This is a genomic window from Natronoarchaeum philippinense, from assembly GCF_900215575.1.
Lineage (GTDB): Archaea > Halobacteriota > Halobacteria > Halobacteriales > Natronoarchaeaceae > Natronoarchaeum > Natronoarchaeum philippinense.
The window spans coordinates 37,816-56,088 of the sequence record NZ_OBEJ01000008.1 but is presented as its reverse complement, the minus strand read 5'-3'; the positions used below and the strand labels follow the sequence as shown (position 1 = coordinate 56,088).

Genomic DNA, 18,273 nt, shown 5'->3' with positions numbered 1-18,273 from the left:
CCCCGAGAGTCTCGGTGACGCCGACCTTCTGGACATCGAAACGTCGGGCGGCGACGGCGTCGCAGTCGGCGGTGGCGGCGTCGTCTTCGAGCGCTCCGACGGCCACTGGTCGCTGGTCGACACGCCGACCGGCGCGAATCTGAAGGCGGTCGCCCGCGGCGACGCCGATATCGCAGTCGGAGCCAGCGGGGTCGTCACAGAGCGATAGCGTCGGTACACCCGCTTCGGTCGCAGTACCGATTTTCACGGCAAAAATGTTAGGCCGCGACGTTTTCAGGGGCCGTATCGTACCCCGGGCCAGATGTACGCTGACGCCATCGCTCGGGGTAGAAACGGACAGTTTCGTCCGACGGAACGAGGAGGCCACCGATGAGCGAGCCCGGGCTCTCGGAGGACGACCGAAAACGCATCGAACAGTTCCTCGAACGACCGGCCTACGAGCGCGACCCGGAGCAGTTACGGCCCGGCGAGCGAGAGGAAGAGGAACCAGACGGCGAGAGCGACGGCTAGTCGGCGGCCAGTTCTTCGGCGACCGCCTCGGGACCGAGCAGTGCGGGATCGACCGCCAGATCGGCCTGCCCGGAGACGAACTCCGGCAGGGAGTTGCGATCGTAGACGACCACGCGAACGTCGTCGTTGAGATCCTTCACGATCGGAATGGCGGTCGCCTGTCCGACGTCGGTCAGCACGAACAGGTCGGCGTCGTGGACGCCCGCCTCTTCGAGTTTCGGCCGCGTGGCGACGCCGTCGATCGGCGCCACGTCGACGCCGTTGTCGCCGAGATGCTCGGCCAGATCGTCCGCGTCGGGGCCGACGAGGATTGCCTTCATCACTCGTACTCGATGGTCGCGGGCGGTTTGTGCGTGACGTCGTAGACGACCCGCGCGACGTTCTCGTGGGAGCCGGTGATCCGGGACTGGATGCGCTGGAGCGTCTCCCAGTCGATCTCTTGGGCGCGGGCGGTCATGCCATCGCGTGATTCGACCGAGCGCACGGAGACGACCCAGCCGTGGACGCGGTTATCGCCCTTGACGCCCGTGGCCTTGCCGATGACCGCTGCGAGGGCCTGCCACGGTTCGTACTCTTCGAGTTCCTCCTCGACGACGTGGTTTGCCTCGCGGGCGACTTCGAGTTTCTCCTCGGTGACGGGTCCGATGATCCGCACCGCGAGACCGGGACCGGGGAACGGCATCCGCTCGGCGATGATCTCTTCGAGGTCGAGTTCGCGGGCGACCTCGCGGACCTCGTCCTTGTAGAGGTCGCGCATCGGCTCGACGATGCCGTCGAAGTCGATCCGCTCGGGCAGGCCGCCGACGTTGTGGTGGGATTTGATCGTCCCCTCCGACTCGATCCGGTCGGGGTAGATCGTCCCCTGCACGAGGTAGTCGGCGTCGACCTCCCGAGCGACCTCCTCGAACTCCCGGATGAACTGCTCGCCGATGATGTGGCGCTTCTCCTCGGGGTCGGTGACGCCCTCCAGTTCGTCGAGGAACCGGTCTTTGGCGTCGACGATCCGCAGGCTCTCCATGTAGTCGAACGTCTCGCGGATCTCGGCGGTCTCGCCCTTGCGCATCAGGCCGGTGTCGACGTACACCGCGGTCAGCTGGGTGCCGATGGCCTCGTAGGCCAGCGCGGCGGCCGTCGAGGAGTCGACGCCACCCGAAAGGCCGATGACTGCGTTGGCGTCCCCGACTTCCTCGGCGATCTCGTCGATCTTCTCGTCGATGAAGGAATCAACGTCGACCATCAGGCCTCCACCTCCTGGTGATCCTCGGCGGCGCCATCGACATCAGTCAGATCGAGCACCGCGTCGAGGAAGCCGACGAACGGCGGGCTCGCGCGGGTTGGCCGCGATCGGAACTCGGGGTGGAACTGCGTCCCGAAGAAGTAGGGGTGATCGTCGAGTTCGACGATCTCCATCCGGTTGTTGGACTTGCCAGAGAAGACGAGGCCGGCGTCTTCGAGTTCGTCGATGTACTCGGGGTTGACCTCGTAGCGGTGGCGATGGCGTTCCGTACAGGACGTGTCGTCGTATACGTCGTGAGCCAGCGTTCCGGGTTCGATGTCGGTCTCGTGAGCGCCCAGTCGCATCGTGCCGCCCATGTCCTCGACCTCGTACTGCTCGGGCAGGATGTCGATGACGGGGTGGGGCGTCGACTCGTCGATCTCGGCCGAATGAGCGCCCTCGAGACCGAGCACGTTCCGGGCGTACTCGACGACGGCCATCTGGAAGCCGAGACAGAGGCCGAGATAGGGCACGTCGTTCTCGCGGGCGTACCGGACGGCCTCGATCTTACCCTCAGTGCCACGCGAACCGAACCCGCCGGGGACGACGATACCGTCGACGTCGTCGAGTTGCTCGTCGTGGCCGCCGGCCAGTTCTTCGGAGTGGATCCACGTCGTCTCGACGTCGACGCCGGCTTCGAGCCCGGCGTGCTTGAGCGACTCGTGGATCGACATGTAGGCGTCTTCGAGGCCGTACTTGCCGACCAGCGCGATCTCGACTTCGCCGGTGCGGTCTTTAGTGACCAGCTCGCGCCAGTCGTTGTCGCGCTCGCTTTTCGGCAGCGCGTCGTCGGCGAGCTCGAGGCGTTCCATCACGTACTCGTCGAGGCCTTCCTCCTCGACGACCAGCGGGACGTGGTACACGTCCTCGACGTCGGGGTTCGAGAAGACGGCGTCGGTCGGTACGTCACAGAAGAGCGCGATCTTCTCTTTGACCTCGGGGTCGAGGCGGTCGTCACAGCGCCCGACGAGAATGTCGGGCTGGAGCCCGATCGAACGCAGCTCCTTCACGCTGTGCTGGGTGGGTTTCGTCTTCTGTTCGCCGTTTTTCGAGTAGGGGACGAGCGTGACGTGAGTAAAGAGAATGTCCTCTTCGTCCTCCTCGTGGGCGAACTGGCGGAGCGCTTCGAGGTAGGGCATCCCCTCGATGTCGCCGACGGTGCCCCCGACTTCGATGAGACACACGTCGGTGCCTTCGGCGGCCTCGCGGATGCGCCGCTTGATGTCGTTGGTGATGTGGGGGATGATCTGGACGGTCTTGCCCAGATAGTCGCCGGCGCGCTCTTTCTCGATGACGTGCTGGTAGGTCTTGCCCGTCGTGATGTTGTGGTCGAAGGTCATGTCCTCGTCGAGGAACCGCTCGTAGTTCCCCAAGTCGAGGTCGACCTCGCCGCCGTCTTTCAGGACGTACACTTCCCCGTGCTGGTAGGGGTTCATCGTCCCGGCGTCGACGTTCAGATACGGGTCGATCTTGACTGCGGTCACGTCGAACCCGGCGTTTTTCAGGAGTCGGCCGGTGCTGGCGGCCGTGATCCCCTTGCCGAGTCCTGACATTACGCCCCCGGTGACGAAAATGAACTTGTTCCCGAGGGTCGGGTCGTAATCGGTGTCCGATTCGGTCGGCATACCGACTTTCCGCGAGCGGCCGCCAAAACGATTTCGGAGAGTACGCGGCGCGTGAAAGGGTGACAATCGAACGTCGGGGGCGCCCGAACATTTACTACGGATAGCTATCTGTAGTCGTGTAGTAACGAACCAATGGTACGCGTCCGAGCGGCCGTCGAGGGGAGAACGGAGGACAAAACACGGGGGGAGGCGGTTCGATGACGCCTCGTCGCGGGGCCCCGGGCGATCAGCACGGCGAGGATCGGCCGCTCTCGGACGCACTAGCGTCGACCGTCGCCGCGATGCCGGGGACGGTGTACCGGCGGGACGCCGACGGCGACCAGCCGATCGCGGCAGCGACTGACGGCATCGAGTCGCTGACGGGCTACGGCGCCGACGCGCTCGATGGCGACGAGCGGGGGTGGCTCGATCTCGTTCACCCTGACGACCGGGCGGGGCTTCGCGCGACCATCGAGGACGCGACTCCGGGCGAAGAGGCCGAGGCGACCTACCGGATCCAATGTGAGGGCGGCGAGGAGCGCTGGGTAACCGATCGGCTGACGATCGCCGACGACGGGGCGACGATCGACGGAATCGTCCTCGACGCGACCGAGGGCATCGCCCACGACCGAGCCGACGCCGAGCTGCTGGCAGACATCCTCGAGGCGGTCCCCGTCCACATCTACGTCAAAGATACGGCGGGACGCCACCGGAAAGTCAGCGACTTTCTCGAGCGCTCGGACGAACTGATCGGCAAGCGCGACGCCGACCTCGAGTTCGTGGACGACGAGCACGGACGGCGGGCGACCGAGACCGATATGCAGGTGATCGAGACCGGCGAGCCGGTCATCGACGAAGAGGAGTATCTCCCGAAGATCGACCACTGGAATCTCACCTCGAAGGTGCCGATTCGAGACGCCGATGGCGAGGTGACGGGACTGATCGGCGTCACGCGACGGATTACCGAACGCAAGCGCGCTCAACAGGAGCTACACCGAAAGACCGAGCGGCTGGAGGAGTTTGCCGACATCGTGAGCCACGACATCCAGAACCCGCTCTCGGTCGCCATGGGGTACGCCGAACTCGCGCGCGACGCCGACGATCGCGAGGAGTATCTCATCGAGGTGGCCGACGCACTCGGACGCGCCGACGACATCGTCGACGACGTGCTCGCACTCTCCCGACGAGAGTTGGCGCTCGATCTCGAACCAGTCTCGATGTGCGGCGTCGCACAGAGCGCTTGGCGAAGCGTGGCGACGGGGACAGCGACACTGTCGCTACCGGACGAGGATCGCGAAATACTTGCCGACCGATCGCAGCTCTCGCGGCTGCTGGAGAACCTGTTCAAGAACGCCGTCGAGCACGGGACAGCGTCGAGCTCACAACCTCCTGCCCGAAAATCGGCACCGGCCCGCGACGACGGACCGTTGATCGCAGTCGAGTTGCTGCCGACGGGAGTCGCCGTCGTCGACGACGGCCCGGGCATCCCGGCCGAGAAACGCGAGCAGATCTTCGAGACCGCGTACACGACCAGCGAGTCGGGCGCCGGACTCGGGCTCGGCATCGTCGAGGAAGTGGTCGACGCTCACGGCTGGTCGATCTCGGTCGGCGGCGGCCAGCCCGGCGACGGCAGCGAGGAGTACGGGGGCGCCCGGTTCGAGATTACCGGCGTCGAAGAACCAAACACAGATACCACTGACCAAACCGCAACGGAGGAGCGAGAATGACCGACGCCCCCGTCGAGACGGTGCTCGACTCGGTCGTCGAGTCGACCGACGGCATCACCTACCGACGACAGCGGGCGGGCGAGCAGACGCTTCTCGATGCCAGCGACGAGGTCGAGGCGCTGACAGGCTGTGCGGCCGACACGCTGGCCGACCGGGGCTGGCTCGACGCGGTCGCTCCCGACGACAGGGCCGCGCTTCGGGACGCCGTCGCGGGGGCAGCGCCCGGCGAATGCGTCGAGGAGACCTACCGAATCCGCCGGACGGACGGCACGTCCCGGCGCGTCCGCGACCGAATGACCGTGAGCCGAGACGACTCGTCGGTGCTGGAGGGGTTCGTCGTCGACGTGACCGACCGGCGGATCGACGCCGAGGACGGGACGGCGTCGACGACCGCCGCGACGGACTCAGTGGCACAGGCCCAGCGCGACGCCGCACTGCTCGACGCTATCTTCGAACGTATCCCGGTCCACCTGTACGTCAAAGACGGCGACGCCGTCCACCAGCGGGTGAGCGAACATCTCGACCGGAGCGAGGCCTACGTCGGCAAGACGGATCTGGAGATCGACGAAGTGGCCGATAAACACGCCAGACAAGCCTACGAAGACGACCTGCAGGTGATACAAAACGGCGCGTCGGTGCTGGACAAAGAGGAGCACTTGCCGTTGCTGGAACAGTGGAATCTCACCTCGAAGGTACCACTCCGTGACGGCGGCGAGGTGACGGGACTGGTCGGCGTCACGCGGGAGATCACAGAGCGCAAACGCACCCAGCGAGAGTTGCGCCGAAAGACCGAACGGTTAGAGGAGTTTGCCGATGTCGTGACGCACGATATCCGAACGCCGCTGACGGCCGCACGCGATCACCTGCGCTCGCTGGAGCAAGCGGAGGACCCGGACGGCGCGGCCGTCGACGAGCATCTCTCGGCGATCACGGACGCGATCGAGAGAGCGAGCGACATCGTCGACGACGTACTCGCGCTCTCCAGATACGGGCGGGGTGAGATCGACCCCGAGTCGGTGTCGCTGGCCGCGCTCGCCGAGCAGGCGTGGGAAGTCGTCGGGACGCCCGAAGCCACGCTCGAACGGCCGGACGGCGACGCCGTCATCCGAGCTGACAGGGCACAGCTTCGACAGCTACTGGAGAGCCTGCTCTCGAACGCAGTGGAACACGGCGGCGACGGCACCGCAGTCGCGGTCGAGATACTCGATGGGCAAGCCGCGGGCAGCGATCGTCAGGCGAATTCGGCGGGCGGATTCGCAGTGGTCGACGACGGCCCCGGAATCCCGTGCGGGGAGCGCGAGCACGTCTTCGAGCCGGCCTACACCACACGCGAGGACGGCACCGGGTTCGGGCTGGCGATCGTCGAGGAGATCGCCGACGCTCACGGGTGGTCAGTCTCGGTCGGAGAGGGTGATGCTGGGGGGACACGCATCGAGGTGACCGGGATCGAGCACGCGGCCGAAGACCATCCCGACGCAGACGCCTGACTCAGGCGTCGAGCCGCGGCGCCAGAAACGCCGCGACGCGGCGGGCGATCTCGTCGTACCGGCCGACGAAGAAGTGATCGGCGGCCCGGCGGTCGACCGCGTGACCCAGTTCGGCCGCACGCGCAGCGACCGGCGCCCAGTCGACGGTGTCGTCGCGCTCGCCGGCGACGATCTGGACCGGACACTCGATGCGGTCGAGCGCCGCGACGGCGTCGAGATCGTCGCCGAGTGAAGCCGGCGGGGCGAGCGCCGAGAGCGCGTCGACGCCGTCGTGAGGCGGGGCGTCGGCAGGGGCGGAACTCGGGGCTGCGGCCGTCGCCAGCGCGATGGCGGCGCCGAAGCTGTAGCCGAACAGGCCGACGGCGTCGTAGCGGTCGGCGGCCCAGTCGACGGCGGCGCTGGCGTCGGTGCGCTCGCCGACGCCCTCGTCCCACGGGCCGTAGTCGAAGCGCAAGCAGTCGATGCCGCGCTCGACGAGGGCGTCCGAGACGGCTCGAAGCCGCGGATCGGCGCGGCTGCCGCCGTGTTGTGGATGGGGCGGACACGCGACCACGGCGGCGTCGCCGCCGGCCTCGTCGAGTCGACCCCGTGCGTCTCGCGTCCCGGGGAGGAGCACTGGTCGTGACATCGTGCAGATCGTGACAACGGCCAATATTGTCGGTGGTGTTTTTACTCGCCGGGTCTTCAACTGTTTGTATGGGAGTACTCTCGCGCGCCTCGTACGTCATCCGATCGAAGATCAACGCAGTTCTCAACAGGGCCGAAGACCCCTCTGAGACGCTCGATTACTCCTACGAGCAGTTGCGCGACGAGCTGCAGGACGTGAAAAAGGGGATCGCAGACCTGACGACCCAGAAAAAGCGTCTGGAGATGCAAAAGCGCCGGCTCGAAGAAAACGTCGAGAAACACAACGAGCAGGCCCGGCAGGCCGTCTCGCAGGATCGGGAGGATCTGGCCCGGCAGGCGCTGGAGAAAAAGAAGACGAAGATGACCCAGATCGAGGAGTTGGAGGGTCAGATCGCCGAACTCCAGCAGACCCAAGACCAGTTGGCGGAGCAAAAGGAGACGCTCCAGCAGCGCATCGAGGAGTTCCGGACGAAAAAGGAGACGATCAAGGCGCGCCACGAGGCCGCCGAGGCCAGCGCGCGCGTCTCCGAGGCCGTGACGGGCGCCGGCGACCAGTTCCAAGACGTCAATCGCGCAATCGAGCGCGCAGAGGAAAACACCGAGGAACTGGAGGCCCGCTCGGCCGCACTCGACGAACTGCAGGAGGAAGGCGTCCTCGAAGACCAGCTTTCGGATAAGAGCGACCTCGAACGCGAACTCGAAGACGTCACCACGCAGGGGCAGGTCGACGCCGAACTGGAGACGCTGAAAGCCGACATGGACAAGGAGTCCGAATCCAGCACCGATGGCGGTCCCGAGGTCGAGGACGCACCGACCGATCTAGAGGCCGAACTGTCCGAAAGCGAGGGCGGCGCCGACATCTCCGACGAGGAGATCGAATCCGAGCTGAGTGACCTCAAGGACCGCGACCAGAGCTCCTGAGTTCCACTAGCCCGAGCCCGGAAAGCCGCCGCTCCGTGCGATTTTTTGCCGTCCGACGAGAGGACCAGCTATGCGATTGCTCGCCGTCCACGCCGATCGCGTCGCCTACGAGGCCGTCCAGCCGGCCGGCCCCGGGAACGCCGAAAACCCGGCCGGCCTCGGGGACGCCGAGAGCCCGGCCACAGCGCCGACGGCGGGCGAACTGGGTGAGTGCGTCGTCGCCTTCGTCGGCGTCGAGCGGGAAGATCGGGCCGACATCGACGCCGCCGCGAAGGCGGCCGCCACGGAGATTGATGCTATTGCCGACAAACTGGGCACAGACGCCATCGCGGTGCTCCCGAAAGAGGGACTACTCGACGACCCCGCGCCGGCAGCGGTCGCCGCGGCGGCGCTGGCGGCCGTCGAAAGCGCGCTCGACGGCGACCGAGAGCTGCTTCGGGCGCCCGTCGGCTGGCGGCTTGCAATCGAGTGCAAGCGCAAGGGCCATCCCTTCGCCGAGCAATCTCGGCGCGTAGTGCCCCAGCGGGGAGATGGCCGGGGCCGCCACGGCGACGCCGAGACGGTCGACGCGCTCTCGACGCTCGGGCTGGCGACAGCCGATCCCGCGACCAACGAACGAGTCGTTCGCTGGCATCCCAGAGGACAGTTCCTCCGAACGGCGATCGAACGGCACGCCGCCAAAGTGCTCGCAGATGCCGGCGCCGCCACTGTGTCGACGCCCGACATCGGCGTCCACGCGGCCGCCGACCGGCGGGGTGACGTTTCGGCTGCTGATCGACAAGACGACGCCGCCGTGACCGATGCGATCGTCGGCCCGGCAGACGACGACCAACTGCTCCGGCCGGGCCTCCACGGCGGCGTCCTGTCGTCCCTCGCGGATGCCGACGGTGGGCCATCCGAGTTTTCCGAGACCGTCCGCTGGTCACCGGCGGTGGCTGCCAACGTCGGACCGGAGCCGTTCGGCCAACGAGTTCGCCCGGAGTACCACGGCCGGTTCCCGGACGAGGCGGGAGCGATCGAGTCGTTCCAGACGCTCGCGGGCGTCGCCGCAGACGCGACGGCTGCGCTCGATTCGACCGCTTCGGGGGAGCTACAGCTTACCGAGTCGTTCGAGCGCGAGCACCCCCAGTTCGCCGACCAACTCGACGCCGGTCTCGACGGCGAGGTGCGCGTCGAGACGGTTCCCGACGACGCCCGGTACTGGGCGGCGCGGCTGTCGTTCGTCGCCGCGCGCGAGGACGGCCGTGATCGGCAGTTCGGAAGCGTCGAACTCGACACCGCGACGCCGACGCGCTTTGGCATCGAAGCGGAGGTGAATGAGGAGCCACCGGTGCTGGTCCACGCCGCGCCGGTCGGTGACGTGGAGGGGACGATCGCCGCGCTCGCGGTCCGCGCGACGGCGTCCGAACGCGTCGGACTGCCGGTCTGGTTGGCACCGACACAGGTTCGGCTGGTGCCGATCGACGACCGCCACGTCGGCGTCTGCGAGGACGCCGCCGACGAGTTGCGATCGGCGGACGTGCGAGCTGACATCGACGCCCGGGAGGCGACCGTCGGCGAACGTCTCGACCGCGCGGATCGGGAGCGGGTGCCCTATGTCGCTGTCGCCGGGGACCGCGAAGCAGGTGGGGAGACGCTCCCGGTCAGGGTGCTCGAAACCGGGCGCGAGGAACGAGTGTCGGTCGGCGCGCTCGCCGAGCGAGTGCTGGCGGACAGCGGCGGCCGGCGGGCATCGGCACGCCCGGTGCCCGAACGCGTCGACCGGCGCTAGCAAGGGAGAAATTACGGACGACTCACCAGCGCTGGTGGACGTGCTCGCGGACGTGGGCGTCGTAGATGTCGCGGACCGCGCCGTGAGTTTCGTGCGACAGGGAGTCGAAGCCGGCGGCCGCGACGTTCTGAGCGACGTGTTCGGGATCGGTCGAGCCGGGGATCACAGTCGAGACGGCGTCGTGATCGAGAATCCAGCGGAGCGTGAACTGGGCCATCGTCATCTCCTCGGGCACGAGCGGGCGGAGTTTCTCGACGGCGTCGAGGCCGACATCGTAGGGGACGCCCGCGAACGTCTCGCCGACGTCGAAGGCGTCGCCGTCGCGGTTGTAGTTGCGGTGGTCGTCCTCGGCGAACTCGGTGTCACGGTCGAGTTTGCCCGTCAGCAGGCCCGAGGCGAGCGGGACGCGCACGATGACGCCGATGTCGCGGCGTTTGGCCTCCTCGAAGAACAGTTCCGCGGGGCGCTGGCGGAACGGGTTGAAGATGATCTGGATCGTCTCGACGCCCGGATACTCGATGGCCTTGAGCGCCTCCTCGACGCGCTCGACGCTGACGCCGTACTGGTCGATCTTGCCGGCGTCGGCGAGGTCGGCCAGCGCGTCGAACGTCTCGGGCTGGTAGTAGGCGTCGGTCGGCGGGCAGTGCAGTTGCAGCAGATCCAGCGTCTCGACGCCGAGGTTCTCGCGGCTCCGGTCGACGAACTGCTCGATGTGCTCGCGGTCGTAGTCCGCCGCGACGTGGGGATCGAGGCGGCGTCCGGCCTTCGTTGCGACCGTCGGCTCGGCGTCGTGCTCGGCCAGCACCTCGCGGATGAGCCGTTCGCTGCGGCCGTCGCCGTACACGTCGGCCGTGTCGACGAAGTCGACGCCCTCGTCGAGCGCCGCGCGGATCGCGGCGCGGCCTTCCTCCTCGGACACGTCGCCCCAGTCCGAGCCGACGTTCCACGTTCCGAGTCCGATCTCCGTCACGTTCCAGCCGGTGTCGCCGAGTCGTCGCCGTTGCATACGCGGGTTCGACGGGCGGGACCGCCGTTACGGTTTGGGTAGCGACAGCCGCGGCCGGGGCTGAGGGCTGGCTGATCCGCGGCAGCTCATCGCTCGCGGACGCCGGTGCCGGGACTGTCGAGAGCCGCGAGGTCGATCTCGCCGTCGGGCATCGGGACGCCGTCGAAGGGGTCATCGTCAAGGAGCAGCGAGCCGTCGAGATCGGCGTACGTCGCCAGCGGGGCGAGGTGGGCCATCGCAGCGATCGAGGGGTTGGCCTCGACCATACAGCCCAGCATGGCGTCGAGCCCGTTGGCCTCGGCGGCGTGGATCATCCGCCGTGCCTCGCGCAGGCTCGCGCACTTCGAGAGCTTGATGACGATCACGTCGGCGCGGTCGGCGACGGCGGGCACGTCCGGCAGTCGAATACAGCTCTCGTCGGCCGCGATCGGGAGCGGCGAGGCCTCGTAGACCCGGCGCAGGGCGTCGGGCTCGTCGGCCGGGACGGGCTGTTCGAGCAGTTCGACGCCGAAGTCCGCCAGAAACTCGGCCATCCGAACGGCCTCGGCGCGGGACCACGCCTCGTTGGCGTCGACCCGCAGGGCGGCGTCGGGCGCGGCCGAGCGGATCGTTCGGACGATCTCGCGGTCCCGGTCGGTTCCGAGTTTGACTTTCAGCGTCGAGAAGCCCCGATCGACCGCCTCGCGGGCGTGGTTGGCCATCGTCTCCACGTCGTCGAGGCCGACGGTGTAGGAGGTCTCGGGCGCCCGGTCGGGGTCGAGTCCCCACAGCCGGTACAACGGGAGCCCGGCGCGCTTGGCCGCGAGATCGTGGAGCGCGACGCTGACGGCGCCGCGGGCGGCGGGGTTCCGCTGGACGACCTCGGCGAGCCTGCGCTCGATCCGGGCGAGCGCGTGGGGATCGCCGACTTCCGCGACGGCGTCGAGCAGATCGGGGAGGACGGCCGCCACCGTCTCGGCGGTCTCGCCGTAGTGGCGGGCCGGCGCCGCGCCGCCGATCCCCTCGTTGCCCTCGCCGTCGCTGATCCTGACGAGCGGGTACTCGACGGTTTCGGTCGTCCCGCGGGCGATCGTGAATGGACGTTCCGTGTCGAGCGAGAGCGTCTCGAAGTCGGCGTCGAGCGTCACAGCAGGACCTCCAGTAAGTCGTCGACGCCCTGTCGGATCGGGTCGGCGGCGGGCGCGTCGATGGCGTCGGCAAACTCGTCGACGGCGTCGAGCGCCGCCGGCTCGTCGTACGCCGAGGTGTTGAGCGCGCCGGCGGCGACTTCGGTTTCGTGGACGGGCGCGGCGAGATTCTCGTACCGGTCGACGTAGGTCTCGATCGGCGGCAGGGGAAAGTCCTCGTAGCCGTGGATCGCCTCGCGGCCGGCCTCGTGACAGAGCACCAGTCTGTCGGCCATCGCGCCGTGGAGGATGCCACAGGTCACCGCCGAGTAGGCCGGGTGGACGATGCTACCCTGCCCCTCGACGAAGAGGTAGTCGTGGTCGTCGCCGGCTTCGAGGATCATTCGCTCGACGGCGCCGGCGGTGAAATCCGAGATCGTCCGGTCGATCGGGACGCCCCACCCCTCGATCATGATGCCGGTCTGGCCCGTCGGCACGACGGCGGCGTCGTGGCCGGCTTCGGCGGCGGCGCGGGCCAGTTCCATCGTCGTCGTCATCTTGCCGGTGTTGCAGTCGGTGCCGACGGTGAGGATCACTTCGGCGTCGACCTCGCCGGCCCGGCCCTCGCTGACCGTGAGATCCTCAGGCGGTTTGCGCACGTCCCGGAGTTCGCAGTCGTTCTCGTCGGCCAGTCGGGCGAACTCCTCGTCCTCGGCGAGGAAGTAGTGCAGGCCGGCGATTACGTCACAGCCGCGTTCGAGAGCGCCGACTACGTCGGGACGCCACGACGGTTCGAAGCCGCCGCCGATCGGGGCGACGCCGACGATCAGCGCGTCGATCGGCGCGTCGACGGCGTCGATATCCGAGACGATCGGTGCGTCCTGCACGTCTGGAACGTGCTCGTTGACCCGCGTCCCGGCGGTATCTCGATCCAGCACCGCGGCCACGTCGTGCTCGGCGTACCGGAGGATGCCGAGCGCGGTCTTGGCGTCGTCGGGGAATCGCTCGTGCGCCAGAAGTGCGACTCGCATGGCGTGGGGTACGTGGCCGGGGACAAAGTTGCTTGGTCCATAGGAGCGAGGCGAGCGCCCGCCGACGGTGGTCGGGGCACTCTGCCGCCGTGCCCCGCGACGGCATGGGGTTTATGCCACGGGCTGACAAACCATACGGGGCGAGACGATGTACGACGACATTCTGGTGCCGACCGACGGGAGCGACGGGACCGAACAGACGCTGGACCACGCCATCGAGATCGCCGACAATCACGACGCCCGGCTGCACGCGCTCTCGGTGATCGACCGACGGGTCTACCTCGCCGCCGAGGACGAGGAGCGCGACGACGTGATGGCCACGCTACGCGGGCAAGCCGAGGACGCCATCGAGCGCGTCGAGGAGCGACTGGACGACGCCGGCGTCGAGTTCACGACGGCGATCGCCGACGGGACGCCCCACAAGGAGATCCTGTCCTACGCCGAGGAGAACGATGCCGATCTGATCGCCATCGGCACCCACGGCCGGACCGGGCGGGACCGGTTAGAGAACCTCGGCAGCGTCACCGAGCGCGTCGTCGAGGACGCCGAACGGACGGTGCTGGTGGTCTCGATCGGGGAGTAGGAAGAAGACAGTGGGGAGGGCACAGCGGGGAGCGTGTCGGTCGACAGGGCGTCCTCGGTGGCGCTCAACTCGACAGGGCGTCCTCGTCGGCGCCCTCGGTGTCGGTGGTGCGTAGCGCGGACTGGAGTCCCATCTCGGCGACGTTGGCGCCGTACTCGGCGGTCCGCCGAACGCTGTCGAGCACCGTCGCCAGCAGGTGCGCCTCCTCGACATCGCCGTCGTAGAGGCGCCGGTCGATCCCCGAGGCGTCGTCGAGGACGGCGTCCCGGCGCGCGTCGGCGTCCTGCAGGCCCGACAGCGAGGGGTCGTCGAGTTGTTCGTCCAGCGCCGTCCGGACGATCTCGCGGGCGCGCTCGCCGAGGTCGGTCAGTTCGTCGCCCAGATCCGCCGGGGGCGCCTCCGACCGGCGCTCGGCGACGCCAGCGATCTTCTCGGCGTGGTCGGCGATGCGCTCTAGCTGGCGGGCGATACGGTAGTACGCGAAGGCGTCGAGCCGATCGACGTCGAACGCGACCGCGGCCCGGAAGTCGGCCAGCCCGCGGTGGAACTGGCGGCTCACCAGTCCGAACAGCCGATCCACGTCGTCGTCTTGGTCGATCACGCGCCGGGCGAGATCGGCGTCGCCCTCGACGACTGCGCGGACGGCGTCCTCGTGCATCGTCAGGGCGGTCAGGCGCATCTGGACGACCGTCTGGCGCAGCGACACCTCGGCGCCGTCGAGCAGGCTCCGGATCTCGATACGAGTCGGCGTCTGGGACTGGATCTCGACGCCGACGAGGCGGGTCACCGCAGCGCGGACGGCACGCCGACGCTCGGCGTCGAACTCGATCGGGCTGGTGAGAACGATCTCGTCGTAGCCCGCGACATAGGCCGTCAACACCGTATCGCCCAGCGCGTCGGGCGTACAGTCGCCCGCGTCGATCTCGACGGTACGGCCCTCCGCACCGGACTTTCGCGCGGCGACGATCCGGTCGTCGGCCGCGTAGATGTCCAGCGGTGTCCCGGTTTCGACGCCGTTGTCGGTCGCCCACTCCTTCGGCAAGGAGATAGTGTACGTCGAACCGCCGGTGAGCTGGACCTTTCGCTCGATCGGCTCGTTGGTTCCGTTCGTCGTCATGGCGTAGTAGCTGTCATCTGTCGGAGTTCAGTAGATCAGTTCGTCGTCGTTTTCGACTGCGTACAGCGTTCGTGCAGCGACGTTGACGGCGTGGTCGCCGACGCGTTCGAGATCACGGATCGTCAGCAAGAACGCCGAGACATCGCCGAGCAGATCGTCGGTGTCGCCGGCGTCGAACTCGCGTTCGAGGAGATCCCGGACGATGCGCTGGCTAGCGCGCTCACAGCGCGCGTCGACCTCGTCGTCTCGCTCCGCGATCGCCCGGCACGCCTCGACATCGTCGTCGGCGTAGGCTGCCATGGCGTCCTCGACCATCTCGACTGTCAGCGCGCCGACGCGCTGGAGATCAACGTCGGGGTACGTCTCGCGGTCGAGATCGAGCGCGTAGCCGGCGAGATTGGCGGCGAGGTCGGCGATCCGTTCGAGATCGGTGAGGATCTTGAACGACGCCGCGATAAAGCGCAGGTCGCCCGCGACGGGTTGTTGGAGCGCCAGCAGGTCGATGCAGTCGCGTTCGAGGTCGAGATATCGCCGGTTGATTTCGGCGTCGCCCTCGACGACCTCGCGGGCGAGATCGCCGTCGCCGCCGTCGAGCGCGGTCAGGGCCTGACGGAGTCGGTCGAGCACGAGCGCGCTCAGGTCACAGACGTTCTCCCGCAACGCGTCGAGTTGCTGACGGTACTCCTCGCGTGGCATCGTCAGGGAGACACCTCCGTCCCGAGATCGGCGGCGCCCGAGTGAAACCGTGACATCACCCGGAGGGAGACGGCAATGCAGTAAGTAGCCTGCTATGAGACGTATGCGAGGTGTTGTCCCGGTACGTGCAGCTCTATAGTAGTATAGAGATTCGTGCAAAAACGCGACGCGACAGCGACTACGTACCCGAACGTACCCATCAGTAGACGACATGCGTGCAAAATATAATATTGTAGACAGTTTTAAGCGGGATGGGCGACGACTAGCCGGCGTCGTGGAATCCGAACGCCACACCCAACCACTCGAAGCGGCCGAAGCGTCCGTCCGCCGCGAGCGGCGATGGCTCGTCGACGAACAGCAGGCGTTCGAGCAGTTCGCCAAGCGGGTGCGCAACCTCGACGCCGACCGCCCGCAGTCGGGCGTCGACCGAACCCTGACGCGCCGGGACGCCAGCGGTCTGCGAGTCGTCCGGGACGCCTACGAGGAGACGGTGATGAGCGTCCCCCACTACAGAGAGGAGTACGACCAGCCCTACGCCGCCAGCGTCGCCGGAGAGTTGAGCGAGGAACTCGCCGCGGCGCTCACGAACTGCGCGCAGTTCCATCCGCATCTCAAACAGAAACTGCTCGAAGCGACCCAACAGGCGATCGACAGCCGCGAACAACTGATCGGGATCGTCGACGCCGAGCGAGCAGCGATCGAAACGGTCAGCGACACCATCGACGATCTGAGCGCCGACATCGACGCGCTCGTCGGACAGCCATTGGACGAGCTGGAGTTCAACGCCCTTCGGCTCACCAGAGAGCGGCTTCGATCCGTTCGGGACCGCTGTGACGAGATCGCAGCGGACCGGCAGGCGACGCTGCAGGACCAGCGACGCTCGTTGCCGGCCGGGATCGACGACCTCGGGGAGTATCTCTACGCCGACTGCGAGACGACGTATCCGGTGCTCTCTGCGCTGGCCGAACTGCGGCGGCACGTCGATGGACTGCTCACCGGGACCGACCGTCGACTGGCCCGAGCGGCCTGAACGCGCCGGACTCTCGGGAACCCGACAACTGCCAAGAGTTACTTTTCGTGCAGCGGTAGCAGTTCACATGCACGACTCCAGAACCTACGCGTTCGAGAGCGACCGCCCCGACGTGGCCGAGAGCGCACGCGTGAGCCGCGAGGCGACGCTCGTGGGCGACGTGACCGTCGCGGCCGACGCCAGCATCTGGCCGGGCGTCGTCCTGCGCGGGGACGTGGGACCGGTTCGGATCGGCCGGCAGGCCCACGTCGGCGACACCGCCGTCCTCCACGCCTCGTCGGTCGGCGAGGACGTGATGGTCGGCCACGGCGCCGTCTGCAACGACGCCGTCGTCGACGACGGCGCGCTGATCGGGTTCAACGCGACGCTGAACTCCGAGGTCAGCGTCGGCACGGGGTCGATCGTCGCCTCGGGCACCGTCGTCCCGCAGGGGTACTCGATCCCGGCCGACTCGTTCGCTCGCGGCGTCCCGGCGCAGGTGACGCCGCTGTCGGAGACGACCATCGACGTCGATCGCATCCACGAGGAGTTCGCGTCGGGCGCGTACACCGATCTGGCCGGACGCCACGAGGAACTGTTCGCGGCCGACCCCGACGAGTAGCGACGTGCCGACGGCAGACGAGACCGGGGACGGACGGTTTTTTGCGGCGTCGGTCCCCACCTTCGGACGATGGACAACGCGAGCGACGCGGCGATCGCCGTCGTCGGCGGAGGCGTCTCGGGCACCGGCGTCGCAGCCACGCTGCGAGACACGGCCGTCGAGGTGACGCTGTTCGAGCGCGCCGGTCGGGTCGGCGGCCGTACCGCCACACGGACCCGAAACGGCGCCGTCTACGACTACGGCGCGAACTACGTCAAGAACGACGACGAGCGCGTCGCGGACTTGCTCACGAGCGAGGTCTCCGAAGGGCTCGTCGACATCGACGAACCGGTCTGGACGTTCGATGCCGACGGCGAGATTTCGGAAGGGCGTGACGCCGACGACGCCAAGTGGACATTTGAAAGCGGCATCGAGACGCTGGCCGGGCGTCTGGCCGACCGGAGCGACGCCGCCGTCGAGACTGGGGCGGAGGTCGTGGGGCTGGCGCGCGAAACCGACGAGTGGCACGTGGCGACCGCGGACGGCCGCGAGTTCGGCCCGTTCGACGGCGTCGTCTTGACGCCGCCGGCGCCCCAGACCGGCGACCTGCTCGCGGCGGCCGACTGGGATCACGAGCAAAGCGGCGCGCTCGTCGAGGCGCTCCGGGACGTTCCCTACCGGACGATCTGGTCGCTCGCGCTCTCCTATACCTTCGACCTCGACGTGCCGTACTACGCGCTGGTCAACACGGACGGCGACCACGAGATCGGCTGGCTCTCCAGAGAGGCGTGCAAGCCGGGCCACGTTCCCGACGGCGACCTGCTGATCGTCCAGATGGCGCCCGACTGGTCGGCCGAGCGCTACGACGCCGACGGCGAGGCCGTGATCGAGGAAGCCCTCCCGCTGGTGGCCGACCTGCTCGACGACCGACTCGCCGATCCCGAATGGGCGGATCACCAGCGCTGGGGGCTGGCGCTGCCCGACGACGGCGTCGATACGGACCTGCTGGACGCCGTCGCCGAGGACGGGCTGTGGTTCGCGGGCGACTGGGTCGCCGGCGAAGCCCGAGCCCACGCCGCGCTCGGCACGGGACTGGCAGCCGGCGACCGGATTCGGGAGCGGTTCGAGTAGCACGGTACGAGAGGGCGGACACCCATCCCGACTCTCCGGCCCACAATCCTCTTGCCGGCGTCACGCGTCT

At 67.9% G+C, this 18,273-nt stretch carries 18 protein-coding genes and 1 pseudogene; 10 read left to right on the top strand and 9 right to left on the bottom strand.

Annotated elements, in window-relative coordinates:
• Positions 1-208, top strand: a pseudogene (locus CRO01_RS15785) (hypothetical protein); the annotation flags it as partial.
• 161 nt (positions 209-369) lie between these two features.
• Positions 370-510: a hypothetical protein gene (locus CRO01_RS16760; protein WP_179747511.1), complete on the top strand. Its 141-nt coding sequence runs from the start codon at positions 370-372 to the stop codon at positions 508-510.
• Here CRO01_RS16760 and CRO01_RS15780 read toward each other — a convergent pair.
• Genes CRO01_RS15780 through pyrG form a run of 3 tightly spaced genes read right to left on the bottom strand, consistent with a single transcriptional unit; the run spans position 507 to position 3,411 of the window.
• Complete coding sequence (locus CRO01_RS15780; RefSeq protein ID WP_097010136.1) at positions 507-830, bottom strand: DUF7126 family protein; 324 nt, start codon at positions 828-830, stop codon at positions 507-509. The two genes, CRO01_RS16760 and CRO01_RS15780, sit on opposite strands and share 4 nt — an antisense overlap.
• Positions 830-1,747 carry a glutamine-hydrolyzing GMP synthase gene (gene guaA, locus CRO01_RS15775; protein ID WP_097010135.1) on the bottom strand — a complete coding sequence of 306 codons (918 nt, stop codon included), beginning with the start codon at positions 1,745-1,747 and terminating at the stop codon, positions 830-832. Before guaA ends, CRO01_RS15780 begins: the two co-directional genes overlap by 1 nt.
• Positions 1,747-3,411: a glutamine hydrolyzing CTP synthase gene (gene pyrG / locus CRO01_RS15770; RefSeq protein WP_097010134.1), complete on the bottom strand. Its 1,665-nt coding sequence runs from the start codon at positions 3,409-3,411 to the stop codon at positions 1,747-1,749. Before pyrG ends, guaA begins: the two co-directional genes overlap by 1 nt.
• A gap of 197 nt (positions 3,412-3,608) precedes the next feature.
• On the opposite strand from pyrG, the gene CRO01_RS15765 reads away from it, so the two are divergent.
• Both CRO01_RS15765 and CRO01_RS15760 read left to right on the top strand, forming a co-directional pair.
• Positions 3,609-5,117, top strand: a complete 1,509-nt coding sequence (locus CRO01_RS15765; protein WP_097010133.1) for an ATP-binding protein — start codon at positions 3,609-3,611, stop codon at positions 5,115-5,117.
• Positions 5,114-6,604, top strand: a complete 1,491-nt coding sequence (locus CRO01_RS15760) for a PAS domain-containing sensor histidine kinase (protein WP_097010132.1) — start codon at positions 5,114-5,116, stop codon at positions 6,602-6,604. The genes CRO01_RS15765 and CRO01_RS15760 overlap by 4 nt, the downstream gene beginning before the upstream one ends.
• A 1-nt stretch (position 6,605) precedes the next feature.
• Here CRO01_RS15760 and CRO01_RS15755 read toward each other — a convergent pair whose 3' ends face one another.
• Complete coding sequence (locus CRO01_RS15755; protein ID WP_097010131.1) at positions 6,606-7,232, bottom strand: alpha/beta hydrolase; 627 nt, start codon at positions 7,230-7,232, stop codon at positions 6,606-6,608.
• 68 nt (positions 7,233-7,300) lie between these two features.
• On the opposite strand from CRO01_RS15755, the gene CRO01_RS15750 reads away from it, so the two are divergent.
• Together CRO01_RS15750 and CRO01_RS15745 are read left to right on the top strand one after the other, a co-directional pair.
• Positions 7,301-8,152 carry a PspA/IM30 family protein gene (locus tag CRO01_RS15750; RefSeq protein ID WP_097010130.1) on the top strand — a complete coding sequence of 284 codons (852 nt, stop codon included), beginning with the start codon at positions 7,301-7,303 and terminating at the stop codon, positions 8,150-8,152.
• 70 nt (positions 8,153-8,222) lie between these two features.
• Positions 8,223-9,923 (top strand): threonyl-tRNA synthetase editing domain-containing protein, encoded by a 1,701-nt coding sequence (locus tag CRO01_RS15745; RefSeq protein ID WP_097010129.1) that lies wholly within the window; start codon positions 8,223-8,225, stop codon positions 9,921-9,923.
• 22 nt (positions 9,924-9,945) lie between these two features.
• On the opposite strand, the gene CRO01_RS15740 is transcribed toward CRO01_RS15745, so the two are convergent.
• The 3 genes from CRO01_RS15740 to CRO01_RS15730 all read right to left on the bottom strand — a co-directional run bounded on the left by CRO01_RS15740 (position 9,946) and on the right by CRO01_RS15730 (position 13,066).
• Positions 9,946-10,929: an aldo/keto reductase gene (locus CRO01_RS15740; protein ID WP_097010128.1), complete on the bottom strand. Its 984-nt coding sequence runs from the start codon at positions 10,927-10,929 to the stop codon at positions 9,946-9,948.
• An 86-nt stretch (positions 10,930-11,015) separates the two neighbouring features.
• Entirely contained in the window at positions 11,016-12,056 is a 1,041-nt protein-coding gene (locus tag CRO01_RS15735) for a dipeptide epimerase (RefSeq protein ID WP_097010127.1), read from the bottom strand.
• Positions 12,053-13,066, bottom strand: a complete 1,014-nt coding sequence (locus tag CRO01_RS15730; protein WP_097010126.1) for a DUF1611 domain-containing protein — start codon at positions 13,064-13,066, stop codon at positions 12,053-12,055. The genes CRO01_RS15735 and CRO01_RS15730 overlap by 4 nt, the downstream gene beginning before the upstream one ends.
• Positions 13,067-13,214: 148 nt before the next feature.
• Between CRO01_RS15730 and CRO01_RS15725 the strand changes: the two genes are divergently transcribed.
• Positions 13,215-13,649: a universal stress protein gene (locus CRO01_RS15725; RefSeq protein ID WP_097010125.1), complete on the top strand. Its 435-nt coding sequence runs from the start codon at positions 13,215-13,217 to the stop codon at positions 13,647-13,649.
• Between the two features lie 64 nt (positions 13,650-13,713).
• Here CRO01_RS15725 and CRO01_RS15720 read toward each other — a convergent pair whose 3' ends face one another.
• Both CRO01_RS15720 and phoU read right to left on the bottom strand, forming a co-directional pair.
• Complete coding sequence (locus tag CRO01_RS15720; RefSeq protein ID WP_097010124.1) at positions 13,714-14,766, bottom strand: phosphate uptake regulator PhoU; 1,053 nt, start codon at positions 14,764-14,766, stop codon at positions 13,714-13,716.
• Between the two features lie 27 nt (positions 14,767-14,793).
• Entirely contained in the window at positions 14,794-15,462 is a 669-nt protein-coding gene (gene phoU / locus CRO01_RS15715) for a phosphate signaling complex protein PhoU (protein ID WP_097010123.1), read from the bottom strand.
• A 274-nt stretch (positions 15,463-15,736) separates the two neighbouring features.
• On the opposite strand from phoU, the gene CRO01_RS15710 reads away from it, so the two are divergent.
• The 3 genes from CRO01_RS15710 (at position 15,737) to CRO01_RS15700 (ending at position 18,203) form a co-directional block, all read left to right on the top strand.
• On the top strand, positions 15,737-16,492 hold the full coding sequence (locus CRO01_RS15710) for a DUF7260 family protein (RefSeq protein WP_097010122.1): 756 nt from the start codon (positions 15,737-15,739) through the stop codon (positions 16,490-16,492).
• 67 nt (positions 16,493-16,559) lie between these two features.
• Positions 16,560-17,093, top strand: coding sequence for a gamma carbonic anhydrase family protein (locus tag CRO01_RS15705; RefSeq protein ID WP_097010121.1), 534 nt, complete (start codon positions 16,560-16,562; stop codon positions 17,091-17,093).
• Positions 17,094-17,162: 69 nt separating this feature from the next.
• A complete protein-coding gene (locus CRO01_RS15700; protein ID WP_097010120.1) occupies positions 17,163-18,203 on the top strand; it encodes an NAD(P)/FAD-dependent oxidoreductase in 1,041 nt (346 codons plus the stop codon).
• The last annotated feature ends 70 nt before the right edge of the window (positions 18,204-18,273 follow it).

Bases quoted from the DNA above. Each gene is read 5' to 3' on its own strand.
- CRO01_RS16760 (WP_179747511.1), top strand. From the start codon at position 370: ATGAGCGAGCCCGGGCTCTCGGAGGACGACCGAAAACGCATCGAACAG.
- CRO01_RS15780 (WP_097010136.1), bottom strand. From the start codon at position 830: ATGAAGGCAATCCTCGTCGGCCCCGACGCGGACGATCTGGCCGAGCAT.
- guaA (WP_097010135.1), bottom strand. From the start codon at position 1,747: ATGGTCGACGTTGATTCCTTCATCGACGAGAAGATCGACGAGATCGCC.
- pyrG (WP_097010134.1), bottom strand. From the start codon at position 3,411: ATGCCGACCGAATCGGACACCGATTACGACCCGACCCTCGGGAACAAG.
- CRO01_RS15765 (WP_097010133.1), top strand. From the start codon at position 3,609: ATGACGCCTCGTCGCGGGGCCCCGGGCGATCAGCACGGCGAGGATCGG.
- CRO01_RS15760 (WP_097010132.1), top strand. From the start codon at position 5,114: ATGACCGACGCCCCCGTCGAGACGGTGCTCGACTCGGTCGTCGAGTCG.
- CRO01_RS15755 (WP_097010131.1), bottom strand. From the start codon at position 7,232: ATGTCACGACCAGTGCTCCTCCCCGGGACGCGAGACGCACGGGGTCGA.
- CRO01_RS15750 (WP_097010130.1), top strand. From the start codon at position 7,301: ATGGGAGTACTCTCGCGCGCCTCGTACGTCATCCGATCGAAGATCAAC.
- CRO01_RS15745 (WP_097010129.1), top strand. From the start codon at position 8,223: ATGCGATTGCTCGCCGTCCACGCCGATCGCGTCGCCTACGAGGCCGTC.
- CRO01_RS15740 (WP_097010128.1), bottom strand. From the start codon at position 10,929: ATGCAACGGCGACGACTCGGCGACACCGGCTGGAACGTGACGGAGATC.
- CRO01_RS15730 (WP_097010126.1), bottom strand. From the start codon at position 13,066: ATGCGAGTCGCACTTCTGGCGCACGAGCGATTCCCCGACGACGCCAAG.
- CRO01_RS15725 (WP_097010125.1), top strand. From the start codon at position 13,215: ATGTACGACGACATTCTGGTGCCGACCGACGGGAGCGACGGGACCGAA.
- CRO01_RS15720 (WP_097010124.1), bottom strand. From the start codon at position 14,766: ATGACGACGAACGGAACCAACGAGCCGATCGAGCGAAAGGTCCAGCTC.
- phoU (WP_097010123.1), bottom strand. From the start codon at position 15,462: ATGCCACGCGAGGAGTACCGTCAGCAACTCGACGCGTTGCGGGAGAAC.
- CRO01_RS15705 (WP_097010121.1), top strand. From the start codon at position 16,560: ATGCACGACTCCAGAACCTACGCGTTCGAGAGCGACCGCCCCGACGTG.
- CRO01_RS15700 (WP_097010120.1), top strand. From the start codon at position 17,163: ATGGACAACGCGAGCGACGCGGCGATCGCCGTCGTCGGCGGAGGCGTC.